The organism is Acinetobacter parvus DSM 16617 = CIP 108168, assembly GCF_000368025.1.
GTDB classification, from domain to species: Bacteria; Pseudomonadota; Gammaproteobacteria; order Pseudomonadales; family Moraxellaceae; genus Acinetobacter; species Acinetobacter parvus.
This window is the reverse complement of the sequence record NZ_KB849212.1, coordinates 1,214,894-1,237,319: the sequence shown is the minus strand read 5'-3', so window position 1 is coordinate 1,237,319 and position 22,426 is coordinate 1,214,894. Positions and strand designations below refer to the sequence as shown.

Below are 22,426 nucleotides of genomic sequence, written 5' to 3'. Positions count from 1 at the left end.
GTCGTGAGATTTGAATGTCCAATCGTTTAAAGTTTTTCCTTAGTCACTTATTACTCTCTTTCCTAATCGCTTTATTCGTGATTGGACTCGTTTTTTTTATTTGGTATCCAGCACCGCTAGCCACTGCCGTCGGGGTGACGCATATCTTTTTAATGCTCTTGGTCATCGACGTGATTTTAGGGCCACTTTTAGGTTTATTGGTCTATAAAGAAGGTAAAAAAACACTCAAATTTGACCTAAGTGTCATTATTCTCATTCAAATCGCGGCTTTGTGTTATGGGGTGTTTAGCATCGAACAAGGCCGCCCTGCGTGGATTGCATATACGGTAGACCGTTTTGAACTAATTAAAAAGAATGAAGTATTTGAATACAATATCACAAAAGCCTTACCACAATATCAACATGTATCTTGGTTCAAGCCACAGTTTGTCGGTGTGCAGTTTGCTAAAGATTCTAAAACTCGTAATGATGATATGTTTGCAGAATTAGTAGGAGTTTCTATTGCTCAAAAGCCAGAGCGTTATGTTGATTTTAAGTTGGTTAAACCACAGATGCAGCAATATGCTAAGCCATTAGATGAACTCAAAAAATATAATGATCCTCAACTTGTGCAAAAAACGTTAGCCAAGTATCCTCAAGCCACAGCATTTGTACCATTGAAAGCCAACGCTGTGGATATGACTGTGCTGATCAATAAAGAAAACGGTGAAGTCGTAAAGATTGTTGATTTGAGACCTTGGAATTAAAAGAAACACCAAGCTATAAAACCAGTTTTATTGAGCTTCAATGTATAATGCGATGAAGCTCTTTTTTATATCGAAATATGCAATCATTATGTTTATTACTGACAGCGCTGCTGCTTAGTTTCTCTTGGCTATCGCCATTTCACACCTATCCCTGGGTGACATTTTCCAGCGAGTTGGCGACTTTCGCTGCTGCACTAGCATTACTTACACTCTTTCTCAATCGAAATATTCAAATTCCCAAGCTGCAACTTTATATATTGTCAGTTGCATTTGTTCCATTATTGCAGTGGAGCTTTGGTCTAGTATTTGATTTTAGTATTGCCTTATTGAGTAGTGTGTATTTACTGGGTTTCTGGTTCATGGTAGTGATGGGGTATAACCTATCGTTACAACCAAGTGCTCGTGAACAGTTGATGAAACAGGTTTGTTGGCTATTACTTATTATCGCGAGTGTTACCAGTCTGATGGCGATGGTGCAATGGTTGGGACTTGAATCAAGTTTATATGGCATTATGCAGCTTAAAGGCAATCGTCCCTATGCCAATTTTGGTCAGCCCAATAATATGGCGACTTTTTTAGTCATGGGGTTAATGGGGGCTTTATATTTATATGAAAAACATAAAGCTTCTGTATGGCTGCTTGGTTGTACAAGTTTGATCATCCTGTTTGCTATCGCATTGAGTCAGTCCCGCACATCATGGGTAGTGTGTTTATTTATTTTTATCTATTGGATTTACAAACAGTTTAAGCAAACTCCACGTTTAAATGTTCTCAAGCTGTCGTTATGGTGCATTGGGTTTTTTGCAATAGCAGCTTGGGGGATTCCTGTCTTTACCCATGCAATTGAAAGCTCTACAGGAACGGCGGTCATTGAAGCTGATAGCATTGTAGAACGAGCAAGTTCGGGCTATCTGCGCTTTGAAATCTGGACGCAAATGCTTTTGGCATTAAAAGAACAGCCGTGGTGGGGATATGGCTGGAATCAAACCAGTGTTGCGCAGATGACGGTTTTCCCCCTGCATCCGTCACATGAATGGGTCACCAGTGGGCACAATGTGTTACTGGACATCTTAATTTGGAATGGCATTCCACTGGGACTTTTGATTATTGCCTATATGGCAGTATGGTTGCTTTGGCTCAATAAAAATACCAAAGACACTATTTCAATTATCGCGATGCTGATGGTGAGTGCCATCCTGATCCATGCAATGCTTGAATTTCCACAGCGTTATGCCTATTTCCTATTACCTATGGGCTTTCTGTTGGGATTGATTCAGGCTCAAACGCCTAACCTAAAAGGTATCACGCTTCATAAAAATGTGATTCGTGGTTGCTGGGTGATTTCGCTGGTTTTGCTATTCATGATCTGGAGGGACTATAAAGTTTATCAGGAAAACAGCCAATTGCTATTCAAGGGGCAGCAACCTACAGTAGAAATTATGGGGAGTTCACGTATTTTATTACTTAGCCAATTCCAGCAACGTCTGGTTTGGATTGCACTAAAACCAACCGTGTCTATGTCGGATCAGGATTTAATGCAGTGGAGTGATATGGTTAAGAACAAGGCAACACCTTATAACCTGAAAAAATATGCCCAGTTATTGGTTTACAACCAGAAAATGGCTGAAGCAGAGCAGCAACTTTTTATATTGCAACAGTTATATGGAGAGAATATAAGGTTGGCTGATATTGTTGAATTAAATCATCATTTAAAATAACAGCCTCTACCTAAGTTTAGTTTTAGGCTGAAAGCAAAGATTATTTCGGCTTCAGCCTGAAACTGACTGTTTAAATCTGGCTTTGGATATAGTTTTCAATGCCAACATTTTCAATGAGGTCGAGTTGGGTATCGAGCCAATCCCAATATTCTTCTTCTTTTTCTAGGATTTCCTGTACCAAGTCACGGGTCACATAGTCCTGTTGAGCTTCTGCAAGTTCAACCGCCTGTTTAATTGCGGCTATATTTTCCTTAACCTTGCGAATGTCACAATTCAGAACTTCCTCGGTATGCTGACCAATATAGAGCTTGCCGAGGTGTTGTAGATTCGGTAATCCCTCTAAAAATAAGATACGTTCAATAATCTTGTCCGCATGCTTCATTTGGCGAATGGACTCTTTATATTCGGCTGAACCCAATTGTGAGATTCCCCAATCATTAAACATGCGGGAATGTAAAAAATATTGATTGATTGCAGTTAAATGGTGATAAAGCACCTGATTCAGTTGATTAATGACTTCACGATTGCCTTTCATTGCCCTTGCTCCAAAAACACCCATGCCTTTATTGAGGCAATTTATATGATTTTAATCAACAAATAATGATCTGGCGAGTGGTTTATAGAACAGCAAATGAAAATCACAATCAAAAATGTCCTGATATTATTATGATTTTTATCCGAATAGCCGTAAAACCTCGGGGTTTAGCCCGAGGATATAAGGCTGCAATCCGCTAGTCCCCCTTTTGGGGATTGGCTAGGATTGCTAAAAACATTTGAATCTAGTAATCCATGTGCTATGATAATTACGTTGTATATTTTTAGTCAGCAGACTGATACAACACGAAAAAAAACAGTTTTCCCCATTGTAATCCGTGCACTCTTTGCAATCCGAAAGGTAGGACTACATTGGAATAAGAAGCAGAGAACTATAGTATCTGTTTCGTGGCAGGACATTGCCATCTAGCAGTAGGAATCCCCGTCCTTTAGGTCGGGGAGGATGTCAAGCAGCAACAGAAATACGTGCGGCAATTTCAGCAAGCTCATCACTGATGATGTTGCGAGCTTCTGGAGCACAGCGACCACAGCAGGTGCCTAAGTCGAGTAAATCACGAATTTCACGATAGCTTTCAGCGCCATTTGCAACGGCGTCCTTGATATCTTGGTCTGTGATTCCACGGCATAAACAGACATACATGGGAGTGATCCACAAATACAAATGCGATAATTGTTATTATTGATAATTATTATTGTTTGTCAATGAATTTCATTCTGGAAGTGGGATTATTATCATTGGGAATTTGAATAAAAAAATACCACCTGATCGGTGGTATTTTTTCTTTATTTTATCTATTTGATAAATATAGCATTTAATTCTGTGTTGGAATAATAACAATACCATCCATTTCGACTAGTGCACCTTTAGGTAGGCTTGCGACACCCAATGCTGCACGAGCTGGATAGGGTTGAGCAAAATATTCACCCATGATCTGGTTTACAAGTTGAAAGTGGGAAAGATCTGTCAGGAAAATATTCAGTTTGGCAATGTCTGCCAGACTTCCGCCCGCAGCAGCACAGACCGCTTTAAGGTTGTCAAATACTCGGCGAATCTGGGCTTCAATCCCTTCTACAAGTTCCATACTGTACGGGTCTAAACCAATCTGTCCTGAAAGGTAGAGCGTATTGCCAACCAGAATTGCCTGAGAATATGTTCCAATAGCAGCAGGGGCGTGTTCAGTATGAATAACTTGACGTGGCATTAAGCTCTCCTATGTCATTTTTTCTATCTTGTAACCCTGTGACTTTAACACAAAACTATAGGTGCGAAACTGCTGAATACTGTGTAGTCGTTATTGTTTTTAAATTTTTATTTTGGCAAATCAGCTTCAATATTTTTCTAGTATATGTTTGCCTGGAAATACTTTAGCCGACTTTGGCAACATCAGCCTGAACAATAGGCATATTTAGGCGTTCAATACGTGGAAAGCCAAAATGCATGCGTAGATCACGAATGATTTGAGCAATCTGTTTACGGTTGCTGACCACAATATTCACGTAGGTTTTTTGATCATGGGAATCGACTGTTTCCACCCCGATTTTGGCTTTACGGCATTGGTAGATCAACTCTGAAATCTGTTCATCATTCATGATCATATGGATGCAGAGATAGGCACTGAAACGTACATCATCCACTTCTTCAGACTGCCAATGCAGCGGCATGATATTTTCTGGATGCAGTTGTTGTTCATGCAGTAAATTACGACAGCGCGATCGATGCACAATCAAGCCACGTCGAGATAAATGTCCCTGAATCGGGTCACCCAACACGGGATTGCAACAGTGTGCATATTTGACATCAACCCCTTCTGTACCCAGGATCAAGCGGTCAGATGCTTCATGATGCTGTGAATGGTAATCCTGTGAAAATAGATGGTTTGCGACGAGTTGGGGCAATAGGTCACCCACCGCAATTTGTTCAAATAGGGTGTCTTTACTGCTCAAATGTCGCCATTCTAGAACATTAATCCAGTCAGTTTGGGAAAGGTCATCAATTGAGCGGTGAAACAGTTTTAAAGCACGATTGAGCGCCTGTTGACCAACCAGACGCTGTTCGTCAATATCCTGTTCTCTTAGCATGTTTTGCAAGGCACGACGTGCTTTCTGGGTGTTAATAAAACTCAGCCAGTCAGGGTTTGGGGTTGCCAGTACATCGGTAATAATTTCGATAACCTGACCACTATGCAGGGGAGTGGAGAGGGGGCGAATTTCACCATCAACCTTAGCACCTACCGCATGGTTACCCAGAAACAGGCTAGCAGAATAGGCAAAGTCCACCACAGTCGCACCTTGAGGTAGTTCATGCAATTGCCCATGTGGTGTGTAAACCCAGATTTTTTCCTGATGCAGATAATCCAGCAAATCGCTAAATGTGGTTTTGGCACAGTCACTATCAATTAAGGTATTGAGATTTTGCATAGAAGCCTGAATGGCTGAACGGCAGGCCTGAGGTGCATTTTCCCCCAGTACCAAGCCAAAGCGAGCTGCTTTACGCATCAGTTCAGTCTGGATGGTCAATGAAAGGGTGGTTTTTTCACCTTTCAGTTTGATCATTAAAGACTGGTTGCCACCAGGTAAAGGGCGGCGAATATGGTCTTCATATTGTAGAACCTGAAAGTTGTCTTTTAGCGCCTCCACCAGACGGTCACAGTCCGCAATACTTTGTAAAATAATTTCAAAGGCATGGCTATGACTAAGTTCATTTAGGTCAATCTCATTTTTTACAAAGTGGCGTAACAGCTCAATATTGTTATTTTTCTTTTTAATACGACCCTTGATGTCATGGATTTTTAATAGGTCAGTCAGTTTCTGTTCCCATACCGCCTGATATTCACAGCGTTTAGGCTTGGTTTCCAGCAATGCGGTTTGCACATCATTAAACATGTCCAGATCAAGATTCTGATAACACAGATGTTCCAGATTGTCCGCCATTTCATTCATACCGACAAGGCGAGCCATTGGTACAAAAATATCAAAGGTTTCCTGTGCAATGCGTGCGCGCTTGTCTGGGCGCAACGCACCCAATGTGGTCATATTATGATAACGATCGGCGAGTTTAATAATAATGACACGTGGGTCCTGTAAGGTGGCTTGCAGAATTTTTCGAAAAGAGGCTGCCTTGTTATATTCCTTGTCACTGGAATGGCTGAGCTTGGTTACACCATCAACTAGTTCCGCAACCACAGTCCCAAACTTCTGGCCAATTTCTTCTTTGGAGAATTCCGTGTCTTCAATCACATCATGTAACAAGGCTGCCATGAGCGTATCCGCATCAAGACGCATATGTGCCAGAATACAGCTGACAGCAATCGGATGCAGAACGTAGGGTTCTCCACTTTTACGGGTGATGCCACTATGCGCTAAATCGGCAAAATCACAGGCAGCAAGCACGTGTTGAACATCACTATCCTTAAGATAGGCTTCAATAATGACCTTGAGTTGTTGCTTGGCTTGGCTGACCTCTTCGCCTGGCATAAAACACCTTTTTTGATATGAATTAGAATAAAATGACACTAGTCTCTAATGAAAAGCATATTGTGAAACTTGTCAATTTGTTCATTATAAAAACTCGTAGATTTTTCCAATGAAGCATATTGCTTTTATCAATATATAAAGCAGTTTTTTTCAAAACAAAAAAGCCCAGTGTATTCACAGTGGGCTTTATGCAAAGCAAATTCGTTTTAGAAAGTGAAGCCTTCTAAATTTAATGAATTTGTAGACAATACCATATCAAGGTTTGAAGTCTGATAGTCTTGGTCGCGTTGTTTTAGAATCTCTTTAGTGACATGACCCACTGCGATTTCACGTAATGCAACCACGGTTGGTTTGTCATTATCCCATTCTACAGTTGGTTCGATACCTTGACGTGCCAATTGACGTGCACGTTTACTCGCCACCAGTACCAACTCGAAGCGGTTATCTACATGGTCTAAACAATCTTCAACGGTTACACGTGCCATAAGTTGTCTCGTCTGAACATCACAATTTAAAAGACTGAGTAGTATAAAAGGCTTTTATGCAAGACTCAAGCCATTCCCGATTAAAGTCAGTCGCGATTAAGCGTAATCAAGTTTGCGATGAGTTGTTGGTGGCGAGCGCTTTGCTGTGTGGTGACCAAGCGGTTGGCAGTGATGATCGCCTCTAAATCATGAACGGCCTTGTTAAAATCGTCATTGATAATCACGTAATCAAAATTGGCAAAATGACGCATATCCTCCACTGCACAGCTTAGACGATGTTCAATCACATCCACTGAGTCTGTACCACGGTTGGAAAGACGTTGTCTTAAATCGTACTGGGTTGGAGGGAGGATAAAAATTTGTTTTGATTCAGGGAAAAGCCGACGTACCTGTTCAGCACCCTGCCAGTCAATTTCGAGTAATACATCGTGGCCTTGTTGTAATTGTTCTTTTACCTTAGCCTGAGACGTACCATAATAATTTCCGAATACTTCTGCATACTCAATAAAACCGCCCTGTTCAACTTGGGCCAAAAATGTTTCAGTATCAGTAAAATGATAGTGAACACCGTCAAGCTCACCAGGACGTTGGCTTCGTGTGGTGTGTGAGACAGAAACATGCAAGTTGCTGACTCGATCGAGTAGGGCTTTAACGAGAGATGTTTTGCCTGTTCCTGATGCCGCAGAAACGACAAACAATAGACCCGACATGATATTTTTCCTGATATGATAAAATATCTTGGCTATTGTAGTGTAGCGTGCCATGAAACGAAATAGTTTGGCGTAAATATTCAGATGATGAGAGGGGATGTTATGGAAATTGTACTCGCCAATCCACGAGGTTTTTGTGCTGGTGTTGACCGTGCGATTGCCATCGTCAATCGTGCATTGGAATGTTTTGACCCACCGATTTATGTACGACATGAAGTGGTGCACAACAAGTTTGTGGTGGATGATTTACGTCAAAGAGGTGCTGTTTTTGTAGATGAGCTTGATCAGGTTCCTGATGATTCCATTGTCATCTTTAGTGCACATGGTGTTTCCAAGTCTGTACAGCAGGAGGCGGATCGCCGTGGCTTAAAAGTGTTTGATGCAACCTGCCCACTTGTCACCAAGGTTCATATTGAAGTAACCAAGTACGCGCGTGAGGGCACCGAAGCCATTCTGATCGGGCATGAGGGGCATCCTGAGGTTGAAGGCACAATGGGGCAATATGATAAATCTGGTGGTGGAAAGATTTATCTGGTTGAAGATGAACAGGATGTTGAAGCTTTGGTCGTTGAGCATCCTCATAAAGTTGCATTTGTCACTCAAACCACACTCTCGATTGATGATACAGCCAAAGTAATTGATGCCCTAAGAACCAAGTTTCCAAAGATTCAGGGACCACGTAAAGATGATATCTGTTATGCAACACAGAATCGTCAGGATGCGGTACGTGACTTGGCGGAGAAATGTGATGTCGTATTGGTCGTGGGTTCGCCAAACTCATCCAATTCAAATCGTTTGCGTGAACTGGCTGAGCGTATGGGTAAATCAGCTTATTTGGTCGATAATGCAGATGAACTTGAAAAAGATTGGTTTAAGCCAGATAGTAAAATTGGTGTGACAGCTGGCGCATCTGCACCTGAAATTTTAATCAAACAAGTGATTCAGCGTTTGCAAGACTGGGGTGCGACCGCTCCGCAAGAGCTTCAAGGGCGAGAGGAAAATATTACGTTTAGTCTACCTAAAGAGTTACGGATACAAGTGATTCAGGCCTAATTTGTATAGAAAAATGTGAACTCAAAACGGATGGACGACACTCCATCCGTTTTTTTATTACTCTTATCTGCTTTGTATTGGTTCTGTAAAAAATAAATTTAATATAGAGTAAGGAATTTTAAAAGAGTTGGGTGTAAGCGATGGGGGAAAATCGGGGATTCACCTTAATAGAATTGATGGTGACGATTGTTGTGCTGGCAGTTGTTGCAACGATGGCTGCTCCGTCTTTTATCCAAATGGTTCGGAGTAATCAATTGCGAAGCGATACCCGTGATTTTGTGGATTTATTGAGCGAAACGAGATCAGAAGCGATTTTTAAACAGAGTGATCGGATCGTAGCGTTAGATAGTAGTGTGGCAACACCTTTTAAAACTTGGGTGCCAACGCATGTCACAAAAACGAGTGGGGATAGCAGTGTGACTTTTAATCGTTTGGGGCAGACCAGTGTTTCTACAAACGGACAGTGCTTTATTTTTGAACACAGGAGTGATGCTGCGTTAAAAGCATATGTGTATGTACAAAAGGTTGGAACGGTTGTTTACAATAAAGCAGCAACAAGTTGTCCGACTTGAGGGGAAGGAATAATAAAAATGATGAAACGTCAAACGGGAGTTGGGTTGGTGGAGGTGCTTGTGGCTTTAGTACTTCTAAGTATTGCTGTATTGGGGTTTGTGGCATTACAGATTAGAGCCATCACGGCTAGCAACGAAGCGACGATGAATGTTCAGGCGACCAATATTGCCCGAGATTTGGCGGAGCGGATGCGTATGAATCGGGATGGGCTGGCGGGTTATGTTGCGAATACTGATACCACGGATTGCGCAACTGATTTTTGCGACCCTGTAGATATGGCTAAATACGATTTTAGACAAGTAAGCAGCCGTGCAGCTGACTTGGGTATGAGTATGGATGTGCTTAATTGTCAAGGGTCTACCTTAGTTCGAAAATGTATATATGTCGCGTGGGAAGGAACAACAGCGACCAATGGTACAAGTAGTTCTGATTGCACCAATGGTGCGGCTTATGTACTAAATGCGAAATGCATCATCATGGAGGTATATAACTATGGCTCATAAGCGATATACCTCAGGTTTCACCCTCATGGAGTTGATGATTGCTTTAGCATTAGGATTGTTAATTGTTGCCGCAGGATTGGCTGTATTTTTAAGTAGTCAGCGGTCTTTGAATTTGCAGTCTGGCATGAGTGAGTTGCAGCAAAATGCTAATTTTGGTTTATCTTTAGTCACACATGATCTGCGTCATACCAATTTAAATACTGCCTCTTCACATAGGGTGAATGATGATGACAAAGGTTCGGGGATTATTTTTAAAAAAGAAAATCTACCAAGTACATTGCAAGCACCAGCTAATTTAGAAGCTGAATTTGTTACTTTGCAAAATAAGGATACTGACAACACTACTGGGAAAAGTGATCGTTTAACGATCCAGTATGTCCCTGCAAGCAGTGAGATTTTTAATTGTGAAGGCGTACAGGTGACGAATGCGTCCTCGAAAACCATTGTGCAACGTTATTATGTGGCAGAAAGTCCGCAACAAGTCACAGGTGAGCCGACCTCATATTCATTGTACTGTGATGCTGCTTATTATGATGATGCAGGGCTAGTCGGTTTAGATGACAATGCACAACAAATTATGCAGCGTGTTGATGCGTTTAAAGTACGCTTAGGGGTAAAAAATCCTGCGGGTCAGTTACGCTATATGACAATTGATGATTATATTGATGCAATGGCTACTATTCGTGCTGCTTGTGCCACCCGAACGGATGGAGATACCTGTTCAAAAAACTATTTGAACGTTGTTTCTATGGATATTGGCATTTTGTCTCGTTCTACGGGAACAATTGGTGCTAATGCAAATTTAAATACTCCAACCAGATTTAATGTTGCGGGAACGCCAGTCACGCTTTCAGGGGATGTAGCAGTAAATAAGCGATATTTGCGTCAGGCGGTAAATCAAGTGGTCGCTATTCGTAATACATTGGGAGCATCGTAATGAAACAACAAAAAGGCGCAACACTCATTACGGTATTGGTCATTTTGATCGTTATCACATTACTGGGGACTATAGCGGTAAAAATGGGGATTGTGGGCTTAAAAATTGCAACCAATAGTCAGGTGAATGCGTTGTTGTTAGAAAACTCTGATTCAGCGTTGTTTAATATTGAAAACCCTGCTGAGATTCAAAGACAACTGGCCTTGGATGGAATGTTTAGCTATTTTAATTCTGCTGACAATATTGATGATGAATTGGTATTTTGTTACCGCTCTTCTATGAATACATTTTATTCTATGGATAAAGCCAGCGTCATCGAAAAAGATGGTAAAACCACTAAAATGGGGATTACAGGTTTCTGTGAAGCTGGTGAGTTTTCATCAGGTCGTTCAGCAGTACAGGCACAAATTTATCTGAAGAAAAATATTGAAGAAAATCCGACACCTTTTAGTGCTGTACCAAAAGGAACGAGCCTAGGGCAAAGTGAAGTACCTTTAGTTGCACAGAATATTGGGGTAACGGTTATTTCTATTTTACCAAGCTATGCTAATGCAACAAATGAACAAATCGAGGCATGTTTTAAAAAGACAGCTATTTTGGAGAAGGCAAAAGAGGAAAACTGCCCAACTAGTATTAATTCTGATGTTAATAAGAAAAAATGTACGGTTGGACAATGTTTTGATAACTTGAGCATCCCTTATAATCTACAACATGCAGACTATATCGTTGGCGGTTCGCCAAAATTAAAGTCTTAACATATATCGACCTGTAAAGAGGGTGAGAAAATGAAAAATTTTAATCAGAAGTTACTTTCGGCATCGGTATCCATGTTAATGACCGTGTCGATTTGCCATGTTGCAACGGCTCAAGCTAGTGATATTGATATCTATAAACTACCTGAACAAAGTAAAATGACTTTGTTGCTCATGTTTGATACTTCGGGAAGTATGGGGGTTGGGTATAATTATAATAATAATAGTGATAGAAACGCATATAATAGTATTTATCAGGACTATAATCTATGTAAATGGAGTGGTAGTTCAAATAGTAGTATTAAATCTGAATCTAAAACTTATAAAATTGGAACTCGTAGTTCTAAAACCTATAATGTAAATTATTGTGAAATGTCTAATACAGTTTATAATGGTTTGAATGCCACAGATAAAAAACGTATTCAGAGTGAGTGTGTGTTAAATGGTACAGTTTATAGGTGTTACGATCGTTTATCGCGTTTAAAAATGGCATTATCTAAGGCATTAAGTGGAACGGAAATTGATAGTTCTATTAATATTGGTTTAGGTCAGTTTTCTTCTCAAAAATCAACGAGTGCTTATTCTCAAGATGGTGTTAGTGGTCGAATTCTTTATCCCGTTGTACCTTTGACTGATGAAAATCGAGAGACCTTAATTGATAAAATGGTTGCTTTGGATGCTTATAATGGTACACCATCTGCTGCGGCTTATGGTGAATCAGGAGCATACTTTCTAGGTAAGAACACCTCTGGTTTGAATAATAGTGGTTATGGTTATTCTATTTTAGAATCAAAAACAGGAACGGGAACTACTCGAAATAATGGTTATGCTGCACCAGTGACATCAACAGAGTTGGCAAATACGTGTAATGGTCAAGGGATTTATTTTTTAACAGATGGTGTGGCTAACAATTCAGATCAAACTAAAACTCGAGCTATTATGAGTAAATCATTTTCTATTTCTTCTTGGTCTGGAATGAGTGGTGGGGCTAATGATGCAGGTTGGACGGAAATTGGACAATTTGCAAAATCGTTGCGAAATACAAATATTAAAACAGCTGTAGCGGGTTTTGGCTCCGACTTTCCTAAAGGTTCAACTTATGAAAAAATCTTACCCGTTGACATTTTAGATCAAGATGGGGATGTTGTTGAAACGGTTAATCGTCCTTTTTATGACTGTTCTCAATTGCCAACTTCTACGGCAAATGAGCAATCTGTAAAAAATACTTGTAACTGGGGAGCAAAAACACATACCCAATTACCAAATGTAGGTGGCTTTGGTAATGGTGGTTTTTACTCAGTCCAATCAGATGTGGAGATTGTGAATAGTATCAAATATTTTATTGAAGATATTAAACCTCGATTTAAACCGATTGCTACAGGTTCGCCTACCAGTCCTGTGGATGCTTTAAACCCAATTCAATTACAACCTTATGGTTATTATGCAAGTTTTACACCTAAACCACAGGAAAACTACCAGTTATGGTTAGGTAATCTAAACAAATACCATGTTAAAGATGGGCAATTATATAATAATAGCAAAACACTGGCACTGATTCAGAGTAGTGGAAAGCTTAATCTTAATGCTTATGGCATATGGGGTACAAATGGTGGAGGCGTATTAGAAAAATTACCATTAGGTACATGGACTAACCCAGCTAACGCAACCCAAAAATCTTCAAATCGTAAGGTTTTTACTAACCGTCAGATCAATACGAGTAATCAGGCAGAAGAAGCAACAAGTTTACAAAGTGTTAATCTAACGACTTTATTTGCATCTGGTACAGATGGTAAATTTGTTAATGACCCTAAGAAAAATTATTGGCTTAACATATTGGGTTATAAAGTATCTGAAAATGCAACAGGCTTGACAATCAATACTTTGCCAACAGAAGAACAACGTCAATTAGGTGCAGTCATGCATTCTAAACCAATTTTATTGACTCAGGAGGGTCAAATTGTAGTTACCAAGGATACGAGTACTCCTCCTAAACCAGTAGTGACAACTACTGCTCGTCAAGACTATCTATTATTTGGTACCAATCAAGGTATGTTGCATGTTGTAAAAGTAGGTACAGATACCGATACAGATAGAGGAGAAGAGGTTTTTACTTTTGTTCCACATGAAATGATGGAAAAACAGTACAAAGGTTTCTTAAGTGAAGGAAATACTAATTTAGGCAGAGATAATCTTTATTATGGAATAGATGGGGCATGGACTGCTTATAGTCAGTATGTATCTAAAACAGGGAGTACAAGTACGTTAACAGTAAAAGGCAAAAATGATGATGGGGATGATCTCAGCAATCAGGCTGGTTTACAGCTCGTATATGGCGGTTTACGTATGGGTGGAAGAGGCTATTATGGTCTAGACCTAAGAACGATTACTAGCCCAACGCTAAAATTTCATATTAACCCTGATGCAGCTGCACCGAATACTCCTTTAAGCTATATGGGACAAAGTTGGTCTAAGCCAACAATTGCTTGGGTCAATTGGGGGGGGGCTCGTAAACTGGTGATGTTTGTTGGAGGAGGATATGATGCAGGTGGTGTAAACGGCGATGGTTTGGACGCTAGTGGTAATCGAGTAACTAATGGAGGCTATGAAAATCCAGCGTATGAACAAACCAATAAAAAAGGTGCGGGTGTTTATATGTTTGATGCAAATGATGGTTCATTATTATGGTGGTCAAGTGCCAATGTGGGAACCTCAACTGCTACTACAACTGATTCTGGCACAATTGCAACCAATGATGATAATTTAAAATATAGTGTAGTTAGTCAAATCAATGCTGTTGATCGTGATGGTGACGGTTTAGTTGATCATTTATATTTTGGCGATCTAGGTGGTCAGGCATTTCGTATTGATTTAAATAATAAAGCAAGTACTTTGGGGGCTTTTGCGAAACGGGTTGTTCGTTTATACAATGCCCATGTCACAACTGGGGCAAGTCCTCGTTTTTATGAAATGCCTAGTTTTTCAGTTCATACTGGCGTAGATGGATATTTTGGTGCAGTTGCGCTGAGTTCAGGTAACCGCAGTTCTCCATTAGCAGGAACAAATACGGTAAATGGTTCAGTTGTTACTACAATAACAGCAAATGATGGTGTATACGTTATTTATGATAATGATGTCGCCCGTAAAGACCTCTATGATGATATTGCTTTAAGAACATCGCCAACAGGTACAGGTGTTACTTTGACTGATGCAAGTGCCTTTGCAACATTAAAGGCAGGTATCGCACAGAAGACAGGTACTAATTACAATGGTGGTTGGAAATATCAATTTCATACTACAGCAGGAAAGTACAAAGGTATGAATGAACTCTACGCTTTAGATAACATGTTGTATGTGAATGTTTATCATAAAGATGGTACAGGAATTTCGGGAGCCTGTGGTTCAGGAGTCAAAGGAGATACTGAGCTTTATCAATTCTGTTTACCTACAGGAAAATGTCCATTTGAATATCCGACTACCGCGACTGGTCCGAATAAAATTGTGTTGGGAGGAGGGATTCTTGGTACTGGTTTAGGGGTAGGCTATAGTAATAAATTGGATGAGATGAGCATAATTAAAGGGAAAGAAGGATCAGATTGCACAGATACAGCTAATAAAAATAAACCAGAATGTCAGCTATTTGATACAGGCAGCCGCTTACAGCATTTACGTTGGTATGAGAAGCGCTAAGGGGAAATCATGAAAAAAACACATGGCTTCACATTAATTGAGCTAATGATTACAGTGGTGGTGGTAGCAATTATTGCTGCCATTGCCGTACCTTCGTATCAACAATATATAGAACGAAAGGACTTAGCAATTGCTCGGCAAGAAGCATTACGTATAGCTGCGGAATTAGAAAGATTTAAAGCCAAAAACTTTAGTTATAAAGGTTTTGATGCAAGTTATTTATATACATACGAAAGCACAGATGCTGATGGAAATCATGCAACTGCCAGTTATTATAATAAAACGACGGGTCAATTATTGTTGCCACTAGGCTCAACGAGTTCCACTGCGAAATATACATTGACCTTGGTGGATGGGGGGGCAGCTCATAAACCCTTAACGATTGTTAAAGGATCTGATGGTCAAGAAACAGCAGATTCGGAGAGTGTGAAAGGTTTGAGCTGGGTAATGTCGCTAGAGCGAGCTAAGGATAGTGATGGTTTGCCAAAACAGCCACGTAATTACGATCTGCTTTTAAGCAATACAGGTATACGTTGTATGACAAAAGTCAAAGATGTAGTGACAGGTTATGCAAATTGTGGCAGTTATAGCGAGTCATGGTAATGAAAAAATATTCTTCAGCTTTTACTTTAATGGAATTGATGATTGTTGTCGCAATTATTGGCATCTTGGCAGCAATTGCTTATCCATCTTACACACAGTACAAAATCCGTACCAATCGCGCAGATGTACAAAGTGAAATGATGCAACAGGCACAACGTCTACAGAGTTATTACGTTATCAACCATAACTATACCAGCGCAACACTGGATAATGGTGCAACTACAAAGGATTACCCAACATCTAATCCTGTTTATAGCATTACACTGGTCCCGAATGGTCAAACGTATACGTTAACTGCAGAACCTAAATCTGGTACTGTTCAGGTGGGTAATGGAAGTGTAATTTTAGATAGTCAGGGAAGGAAGTGTTGGACTAAAACAACTACAGCTTGCGTTCCCTCAGCCACCTCCAACTGGGACGGGCGCTAAATAAATTCAAACCTGTAGATAAACAGATTATTTACTTTTAATCAAAACAAAAATAACGTAGAATATCGCCCTCTATGAAAGGGGTTTGAAGTGTTGCCGATGGTCGGCGCAAGGATAATCCGTAAAAATTATAAGGTTGTTCTCATGGTTGTTATTCGTTTAGCGCGCGGTGGTGCAAAAAAACGTCCATTCTATCAAATCGTTGTAACTGATAGCCGCAATGCCCGTGATGGTCGTTTCATTGAACGTATTGGTTTCTTTAATCCAACTGCACAAGGTCAGGCGGAAAAAGTTCGTTTAGATGCTGACCGTTTTGCCCACTGGATTTCACAAGGTGCTCAGCCTTCTGAACGTGTTGCTTCTTTAGCTGCTCAAGCTAAAAAAGCTGCGACTACTGCATAAGTATTGTAGTAGGTAGCCCATGACACCAACACAGAATGTACCCGAAGATCGTATTCAGATTGGACAGTTACGTTCAGCTTATGGACTGAATGGGTGGCTCTGGGTTTATTCTAATACTGAACCTATGAGCAATATATTTGACTACCTTCCTTGGTACATTGAGACCAAGGCAGGTTGGCAAACCATAGATGTAAAACGTTGGAAACCACATGGCAAAGGTCTGGTTGTTTCGCTAAAGGGTGTGAGTGATCGTACTGGTGCGGAAAACTTAGTCGCTGCCAATATCTGGATTGCCAAATCACAGCTTCCAAAAGCAGATGTGGATGAGTATTACTGGTCTGATCTTAAAGGCTTAACCGTGTTAGGTCTTGATGATGAAGAACAAGAAGTCAACCTCGGTCAAATCTTTGAGCTTTTTGAAACAGGTGCCAATGATGTCATGGTGGTCAAGGCGACTGCTGACAGTATTGATGCCGAAGAGCGAATGATTCCGTGGCATAAAGATGTGGTACAGCGTGTTGATCTTGAAGCTGGTCGCATTTACGTCAATTGGGGCGTAGATTACTAACTCTTTAGAGGATGGTAGCGCAGCAGGAAAATAAAGGAGTCTGCGGTGTTTTTTGCAGTCATCACATTGTTTCCTGAAATGTTTGAAGCGATTACAGCGTACGGGATTAGCGGTCGAGCCGCAAAAAAACAGATTGTACAAGTCACTTGTATTAATCCGCGAGATTTTGCAGAGGGTAACTACAAACGGGTGGACGAACGTCCTTTCGGTGGTGGTCCTGGTATGGTGATGATGGCTGAGCCGCTAGCAAAAGCAATTACCCATGCCAAACAACTTGCTTCGCAAGCAGGCTGTGTTCATGCTCCTGTGGTGTATATGTCACCGCAAGGCAAAACCTTAAATGAACAGGCGGTACAACAATTCGTTGATTACGATGGATTGATTGTATTGTGTGGGCGTTATGAAGGGGTCGATGAACGTTTAATCCAGCATTATGTTGATCAGGAATGGTCCATTGGGGATTACGTGTTGTCGGGTGGTGAACTTCCTGCCATGGTATTGTTGGACAGCATTATTCGCCGTTTGCCGAATGTCATGTCTGACGAGCAATCTGCGATACAGGATTCTTTTGTGGATGGTCTTCTTGATTGTCCACAATATACCAAGCCAGACCATTTCGAGGGGTTAGATGTGCCTGAGGTACTTAAATCAGGACATCATGCCAATATCGAAAAATGGCGTTTTTTGCAGCGTTATCAACGTACTTTGGATCGTCGACCAGAGTTGGTGGAAAAATTCGAGTTGAGCAAGCAGCAAAAAAAATGGCTACAAAATTCGCAGGATTAAACCTATATCGGTTGATCCTTGCACCAGACGAGAAGCTTCGCTTCGAGTTCTACTTAAACCTGGTTTAAGTTAAAAATAGGCTCTTTAAGACATTCTGTTTTAAAGGGAAAGTTAAACGGGAGATATGCGCCTTAGCCTCTATTCCCAGCGGTGTAAGAGACCTCTTCTCTCCCGCACATATTGGAGATTCCACAATGAGTGGTAAACATCCTTTAGTTCAAGCTGTTGAAAATGCACAGTTAAAAACTGATATCCCTGCTTTTGCTCCTGGTGACACTGTTATCGTTCAAGTTAAAGTAAAAGAGGGTGACCGTGAGCGTCTTCAAGCATTTGAAGGTGTTGTAATCGCGAAGAAAAATCGTGGTTTGAACTCTGCTTTCACAGTTCGTAAAATTTCTAGCGGTGTTGGTGTTGAGCGTGTTTTCCAAACTCACTCTCCAATCGTTGCTAAAATCGAAGTGAAACGTCGTGGTGACGTTCGTCGTGCTAAACTTTACTACCTACGCGAGTTGTCTGGTAAAGCTGCACGTATTCGTGAAAAGTTGCCAGCGCGTAAACAAGGTTAATTTTAGCCTCGTTTTAAAGCAAAAAAATGCGCCATCTGGCGCATTTTTTTATACCTGTTTTATAGTCCCTGCAATTTCAGGCGGTTGGCATGTTGACGGTAAATATCCACTGGGTTAGGTGCGAAAATTGATTTCAAGCCCAGCACCTGATTGACTTCATCAGCATGGTTCCAAGGTAGGTTGTCCCGCACCGTCTTACCAAACTTGGCACTGCAACGGCTGACCATACCATCATTGTCACCCTTGATGTCAACAATCAGGCTCGTTCCTGCAAACAAGGGATCAAGTGGATCAAGGATGTTGGTCAGCGCCTGTGTGCCAGAGAATGAATACATATAAATGCCTTTATCCTGATAAGTGCCCTCACCACAGGCTGTGGTTGGTACACCCATTGGGAATCGAGTGTTAAATGCCGTTGAGCCCTCAACCGAGATGCTGCGTCCTGCCGCCATCGCGTTATGTGGATAGCTTTTAGCATCAAGTCCTTGTGCCCAAGTGATTGCACCAGAGAAAAAGTTGACAATAGCCCCGCCAGCAGTACCTAATCCCGTGCCATCTACTTTCGTGATCAGGCTGGCGACAGGCGAGCCTTTATGGGTGCCACTGACACTGGTGAGTGACGCCACTTTACTTGGCATGACGCCTGCAACATAGCGAATGGTTGGGCCGCCCTGACTGTGACCAATCAGGTTGACCTTTTGCTGTCCCGTAATGGCAAGGATTTCCTCAACCTGCTGTACTAGCTGTTCACCACGAATTTCATTTGAGTTAAAAGGTGAAAGTCGTGTCGCCCAGACATTTGCACCATTACGAGCAAGGTCAGGTAGGATTTGATGCCAATAATCAACGCCTAGTGGGTCACTTCCAACGCGTGAAAAACCTGCCACCCCATGTACAAAAACAATGGGATACTTGGTTTTGGCATAGCTGGAGAGCACAAAGCTTTCCTTGACCTGGGTGGCGTTGGAAGCGTAGCTGGCTGATGCACTGATTGCCATAATGGATACGGCAAGATAGCGAATAAGTTTTTGCATGATATTACTCTCAATTTTTGTTTTTCATATGGGGCTTCATGTTCTTGCGAACTGACATTGCATCCGTGCTAAATCGCATTATTTCAATGTCTTGTATTGGGTGTTGCTAGTTGCTAAAGGGTAAGTGGCCTCCTTGGTCATAGACCGTTTCAAATGTTTGTAGACGTTGCTGTTCCTGTGCGGACTGGAACTGTTGCTGTTTGAGCTGTTGAATGGCCTGATCTTTGGCCGATGCACTCATATTGCTGTCCACAATGGTCTTGCGCTCATCCAGATAGGACTGTACGCGTTGTTTCCAGTCTGAGCGTTGCTGGTCCAGTTGTTCCAGACGTTGGGTGGCAGCTTCGCCAACCAGGTTGACCCGCATATCCCGCAATTCCTGTGCTGAACCATTTCTGGCCTTGATCTGTTCAGTTAAGGAACGTAAATCTTCCAGTTTGGATAAATCCTTGAGGTTTTCCTGCCAATCCTGGGGAAGTTGGTCAAAGCGCTGTTGTAGCTGCTTGGCCTTGTTGACAGCATCCAGGTTTTTATTTTCTAAAATGCGCATACGGTCAAGCGTGTATTGCTGGTAAATGTCCTCTGTACCAAACAGGCCCTCAATTTCAACTTGAGAAAAGAAACGCTGCTTTAGGTCATGCATTGCATCGAAGATTGCCTGAAAATAGCCATAACTTTCCTGAGCAGGCTGATTCATCTGCAATTTACCCAGCTGTTCCCGATAGCTCAAATAACGTGACCATAATTCCTGAATCTGCTGCTGCTCCGATGCCTGAAAACCTTTGGCAACATAGCGCTGAAAACTCTGGCGGATTTCATCAATATTTCGTTCGCCATATTGGGAAATGAAATATTCAAAGCAGTCTCGGGTCAGCGCATTCACAACTAATTTTTGCGATGCATTAAACTGTAGTTTGCAGTTGATTTCAGTATCCATTTGGCTTGTGCTGTTAAAAGCTGCGTCACTTGCATGTGCTTGGCCTGAATTATCTGAATGGTCTGCTGAATTAAAGGTGTTGCTGGATTGACCAGTTGATTCGAGCTGTGGCTGCTGATCTTGAGGGTATAACCAGTACACAACACTCAGCATTGAAACTGAAATGATCAAGAAGCTACATAATAAGAATATTTTTTTTCTAATTTTATTCATTCAGCATAATCCATTTGCTTTAAATTTCAAAAACGAAAATAAATTTATCATATTTGTTGCTTTTTTAAGCACGTAATTTTTAAAAATCCGATGAATAGTTTTGATAAGATACCGCTTTATAGTTTGACCTTTCATTTATGAAAAAAAGTTCTTATCGCCATCTGAGTGGTGTTTTCTTATTAAATAAGCCCTTAGGTTTAAGTTCCAATTCCGCACTTCAAAAAGTCCGCCGTCTTTTTAATGCGCAAAAGGCAGGACATACAGGAGCCCTGGACCCGCTTGCAACAGGCCTGTTACCGATCTGTCTGGGTGAGGCGACCAAGTTTTCACATTATTTACTGGATTCAACCAAGCGTTATCAAACCACGGTGAAGCTGGGGCAAACCACCACCACAGGCGATGCTGAGGGTGAGATTCTCCAGCAGAGAGAGACGCCTGCATTAACGGCGGAAAGAATTGAACAGGTATTGGCGCAATTTCGTGGTGACATTCAGCAGGTGCCACCGATGTATTCAGCCCTGAAACGAGATGGTCGCCCTTTGTATGAGTTAGCGCGTCAGGGGATTGAAATTGAACGTGCAGCACGTCCAGTCACGATTTATGAATTAAGTCTGATCGATTTTACTGAAGACAGTTTGACTTTGGACGTGACCTGTTCCAAGGGAACCTATATCCGTGTTTTGGGAGAGGATATTGGGGAAGCTTTGGGCTGCGGTGGACATTTAACAAAATTACATCGTACTCAAACAGGGCATTTTGAGATTAATCCAGACTATAGCATTGAATATCTGGAAAGCCTGACTCTGGAACAGCGTGATGCATTATTACTACCTGTTTATGCACCTGTTGAGCATTTTCCCAAAGTACAGTTACCCGAGGGCCGTGAAAAGTATTTCTGCAACGGTCAGGAAAGCAATATTGAGCATGAGGCGGCGGCTGAGGTGCTGGTATTTGATGGCGAACGCTGTCTGGGTCTGGCGGAAATCACCGATAAAAAACGCATTGTACCAAAACGCCTGTTGAACCTATAATAAAACATGCAGCATTTAGCAGTATAAGTTGAGGTGAAAGATAACATTCTTATACACAAAGATACGCAAATCGAAATTGTTTAAAAAATAGACACTTTCTAGTATGAAAGGCGAGTCAAGTCAAACAGTAGGATGTGATCTCAACGCATCTTGCTGTTCAGCTAGCCAACAATAAACAATAACAACAGAGGTGATGGATGAATATTTTTGAAGCACTAAGAGAAAGTCATGAGCGTCAACGTGATCTTTCCGAAAAATTAATCAAAACCAGTGGCATGAGTGAAGAAAGAAAACAATTATTTGAAGATCTTAAAAATGAACTCTATGCCCACTCAGTTGCAGAAGATCGTTTTCTTTATATTCCTTTAATGTTTGATGATGTTGGTCTGGATATCACACGTCATGCTTTAGCAGAGCATCATGAAATGGATGAATTGGTCGAGAAACTGGAAGAGACTGAAATGAGTAGTCCAAGTTGGTTGGGGATTGCCAAACAACTCAGTGAAACCGTGCATCATCATTTGCAAGAAGAAGAGCATAAATTTTTCCAACAAGCGGGTAAAATTCTAGCAGACAAAGAAAAAGAAACTTTGGGCAAGAAGTATCTGGCAGAATATCGGAAATATAAAAAGGCCGAAAAACCGAAATAAAAATGAGTGAGTATT

The 22,426-nt window shown here is 41.2% G+C and carries 24 protein-coding genes; 16 read left to right on the top strand and 8 right to left on the bottom strand.

Annotated elements, in window-relative coordinates:
* Window positions 1–14: 14 nt before the first annotated feature.
* Together tfpZ and F988_RS12585 are read left to right on the top strand one after the other, a co-directional pair.
* A complete protein-coding gene (gene tfpZ, locus F988_RS12590; protein ID WP_004683393.1) occupies window positions 15–746 on the top strand; it encodes a TfpX/TfpZ family type IV pilin accessory protein in 732 nt (243 codons plus the stop codon).
* Between the two features lie 77 nt (window positions 747–823).
* Window positions 824–2,464, top strand: coding sequence for a PglL family O-oligosaccharyltransferase (locus tag F988_RS12585; protein ID WP_004683391.1), 1,641 nt, complete (start codon window positions 824–826; stop codon window positions 2,462–2,464).
* 70 nt (window positions 2,465–2,534) lie between these two features.
* Here the strand turns inward: F988_RS12585 and bfr are convergent, their stop codons facing one another.
* The 6 genes from bfr to gmk all read right to left on the bottom strand — a co-directional run bounded on the left by bfr (window position 2,535) and on the right by gmk (window position 7,688).
* A complete protein-coding gene (bfr, locus tag F988_RS12580; protein ID WP_004683390.1) occupies window positions 2,535–2,999 on the bottom strand; it encodes a heteropolymeric bacterioferritin subunit Bfr in 465 nt (154 codons plus the stop codon).
* Between the two features lie 465 nt (window positions 3,000–3,464).
* Window positions 3,465–3,659, bottom strand: a complete 195-nt coding sequence (locus tag F988_RS12575; RefSeq protein WP_004683388.1) for a bacterioferritin-associated ferredoxin — start codon at window positions 3,657–3,659, stop codon at window positions 3,465–3,467.
* Window positions 3,660–3,831: 172 nt separating this feature from the next.
* Window positions 3,832–4,221 (bottom strand): RidA family protein, encoded by a 390-nt coding sequence (locus F988_RS12570; RefSeq protein ID WP_004678749.1) that lies wholly within the window; start codon window positions 4,219–4,221, stop codon window positions 3,832–3,834.
* A 163-nt stretch (window positions 4,222–4,384) separates the two neighbouring features.
* Window positions 4,385–6,493: a RelA/SpoT family protein gene (locus tag F988_RS12565; RefSeq protein ID WP_004683387.1), complete on the bottom strand. Its 2,109-nt coding sequence runs from the start codon at window positions 6,491–6,493 to the stop codon at window positions 4,385–4,387.
* Window positions 6,494–6,699: 206 nt separating this feature from the next.
* The gene (gene rpoZ / locus F988_RS12560; RefSeq protein WP_004678747.1) at window positions 6,700–6,978 is read right to left on the bottom strand and encodes a DNA-directed RNA polymerase subunit omega; all 279 of its coding nucleotides are present in this window, start codon (window positions 6,976–6,978) and stop codon (window positions 6,700–6,702) included.
* An 86-nt stretch (window positions 6,979–7,064) separates the two neighbouring features.
* The gene (gmk, locus tag F988_RS12555) at window positions 7,065–7,688 is read right to left on the bottom strand and encodes a guanylate kinase (RefSeq protein WP_004683385.1); all 624 of its coding nucleotides are present in this window, start codon (window positions 7,686–7,688) and stop codon (window positions 7,065–7,067) included.
* A 102-nt stretch (window positions 7,689–7,790) separates the two neighbouring features.
* Between gmk and ispH the strand changes: the two genes are divergently transcribed.
* The 12 genes from ispH to rplS all read left to right on the top strand — a co-directional run bounded on the left by ispH (window position 7,791) and on the right by rplS (window position 18,546).
* Window positions 7,791–8,741 carry a 4-hydroxy-3-methylbut-2-enyl diphosphate reductase gene (ispH, locus tag F988_RS12550; RefSeq protein WP_004683384.1) on the top strand — a complete coding sequence of 317 codons (951 nt, stop codon included), beginning with the start codon at window positions 7,791–7,793 and terminating at the stop codon, window positions 8,739–8,741.
* Between the two features lie 140 nt (window positions 8,742–8,881).
* Window positions 8,882–9,313 (top strand): pilus assembly FimT family protein, encoded by a 432-nt coding sequence (locus F988_RS12545; protein WP_004683383.1) that lies wholly within the window; start codon window positions 8,882–8,884, stop codon window positions 9,311–9,313.
* An 18-nt stretch (window positions 9,314–9,331) separates the two neighbouring features.
* Window positions 9,332–9,817 carry a type IV pilus modification protein PilV gene (gene pilV, locus F988_RS12540; protein ID WP_004683382.1) on the top strand — a complete coding sequence of 162 codons (486 nt, stop codon included), beginning with the start codon at window positions 9,332–9,334 and terminating at the stop codon, window positions 9,815–9,817.
* Window positions 9,807–10,754, top strand: a complete 948-nt coding sequence (locus tag F988_RS12535; RefSeq protein WP_004683381.1) for a PilW family protein — start codon at window positions 9,807–9,809, stop codon at window positions 10,752–10,754. Before pilV ends, F988_RS12535 begins: the two co-directional genes overlap by 11 nt.
* Window positions 10,754–11,509, top strand: coding sequence for a pilus assembly PilX family protein (locus tag F988_RS12530; protein ID WP_004683379.1), 756 nt, complete (start codon window positions 10,754–10,756; stop codon window positions 11,507–11,509). Before F988_RS12535 ends, F988_RS12530 begins: the two co-directional genes overlap by 1 nt.
* 30 nt (window positions 11,510–11,539) lie before the next feature.
* Window positions 11,540–15,193, top strand: a complete 3,654-nt coding sequence (locus F988_RS12525; protein ID WP_004683377.1) for a PilC/PilY family type IV pilus protein — start codon at window positions 11,540–11,542, stop codon at window positions 15,191–15,193.
* A 9-nt stretch (window positions 15,194–15,202) separates the two neighbouring features.
* Window positions 15,203–15,796, top strand: coding sequence for a type IV pilin protein (locus F988_RS12520; RefSeq protein ID WP_004683376.1), 594 nt, complete (start codon window positions 15,203–15,205; stop codon window positions 15,794–15,796).
* Window positions 15,796–16,224 (top strand): type IV pilin protein, encoded by a 429-nt coding sequence (locus F988_RS12515; RefSeq protein ID WP_004678726.1) that lies wholly within the window; start codon window positions 15,796–15,798, stop codon window positions 16,222–16,224. Before F988_RS12520 ends, F988_RS12515 begins: the two co-directional genes overlap by 1 nt.
* A 144-nt stretch (window positions 16,225–16,368) precedes the next feature.
* Window positions 16,369–16,626, top strand: coding sequence for a 30S ribosomal protein S16 (rpsP, locus tag F988_RS12510; protein WP_004678724.1), 258 nt, complete (start codon window positions 16,369–16,371; stop codon window positions 16,624–16,626).
* Between the two features lie 19 nt (window positions 16,627–16,645).
* The gene (gene rimM, locus F988_RS12505) at window positions 16,646–17,194 is read left to right on the top strand and encodes a ribosome maturation factor RimM (protein ID WP_004683374.1); all 549 of its coding nucleotides are present in this window, start codon (window positions 16,646–16,648) and stop codon (window positions 17,192–17,194) included.
* A 45-nt stretch (window positions 17,195–17,239) separates the two neighbouring features.
* Window positions 17,240–17,980 (top strand): tRNA (guanosine(37)-N1)-methyltransferase TrmD, encoded by a 741-nt coding sequence (gene trmD, locus F988_RS12500; RefSeq protein WP_004683373.1) that lies wholly within the window; start codon window positions 17,240–17,242, stop codon window positions 17,978–17,980.
* A 194-nt stretch (window positions 17,981–18,174) separates the two neighbouring features.
* Window positions 18,175–18,546: a 50S ribosomal protein L19 gene (gene rplS / locus F988_RS12495; RefSeq protein ID WP_004660214.1), complete on the top strand. Its 372-nt coding sequence runs from the start codon at window positions 18,175–18,177 to the stop codon at window positions 18,544–18,546.
* Between the two features lie 59 nt (window positions 18,547–18,605).
* On the opposite strand, the gene F988_RS12490 is transcribed toward rplS, so the two are convergent.
* Both F988_RS12490 and F988_RS12485 read right to left on the bottom strand, forming a co-directional pair.
* Window positions 18,606–19,580: a lipase family alpha/beta hydrolase gene (locus F988_RS12490; RefSeq protein WP_004683372.1), complete on the bottom strand. Its 975-nt coding sequence runs from the start codon at window positions 19,578–19,580 to the stop codon at window positions 18,606–18,608.
* A 106-nt stretch (window positions 19,581–19,686) separates the two neighbouring features.
* Window positions 19,687–20,730: a lipase secretion chaperone gene (locus F988_RS12485; protein ID WP_004683371.1), complete on the bottom strand. Its 1,044-nt coding sequence runs from the start codon at window positions 20,728–20,730 to the stop codon at window positions 19,687–19,689.
* 137 nt (window positions 20,731–20,867) lie between these two features.
* Between F988_RS12485 and truB the strand changes: the two genes are divergently transcribed.
* Window positions 20,868–21,761, top strand: coding sequence for a tRNA pseudouridine(55) synthase TruB (gene truB / locus F988_RS12480; protein WP_004683369.1), 894 nt, complete (start codon window positions 20,868–20,870; stop codon window positions 21,759–21,761).
* A 197-nt stretch (window positions 21,762–21,958) separates the two neighbouring features.
* Entirely contained in the window at window positions 21,959–22,411 is a 453-nt protein-coding gene (locus F988_RS12475) for a hemerythrin domain-containing protein (RefSeq protein ID WP_004683367.1), read from the top strand.
* Window positions 22,412–22,426 lie beyond the last annotated feature (15 nt).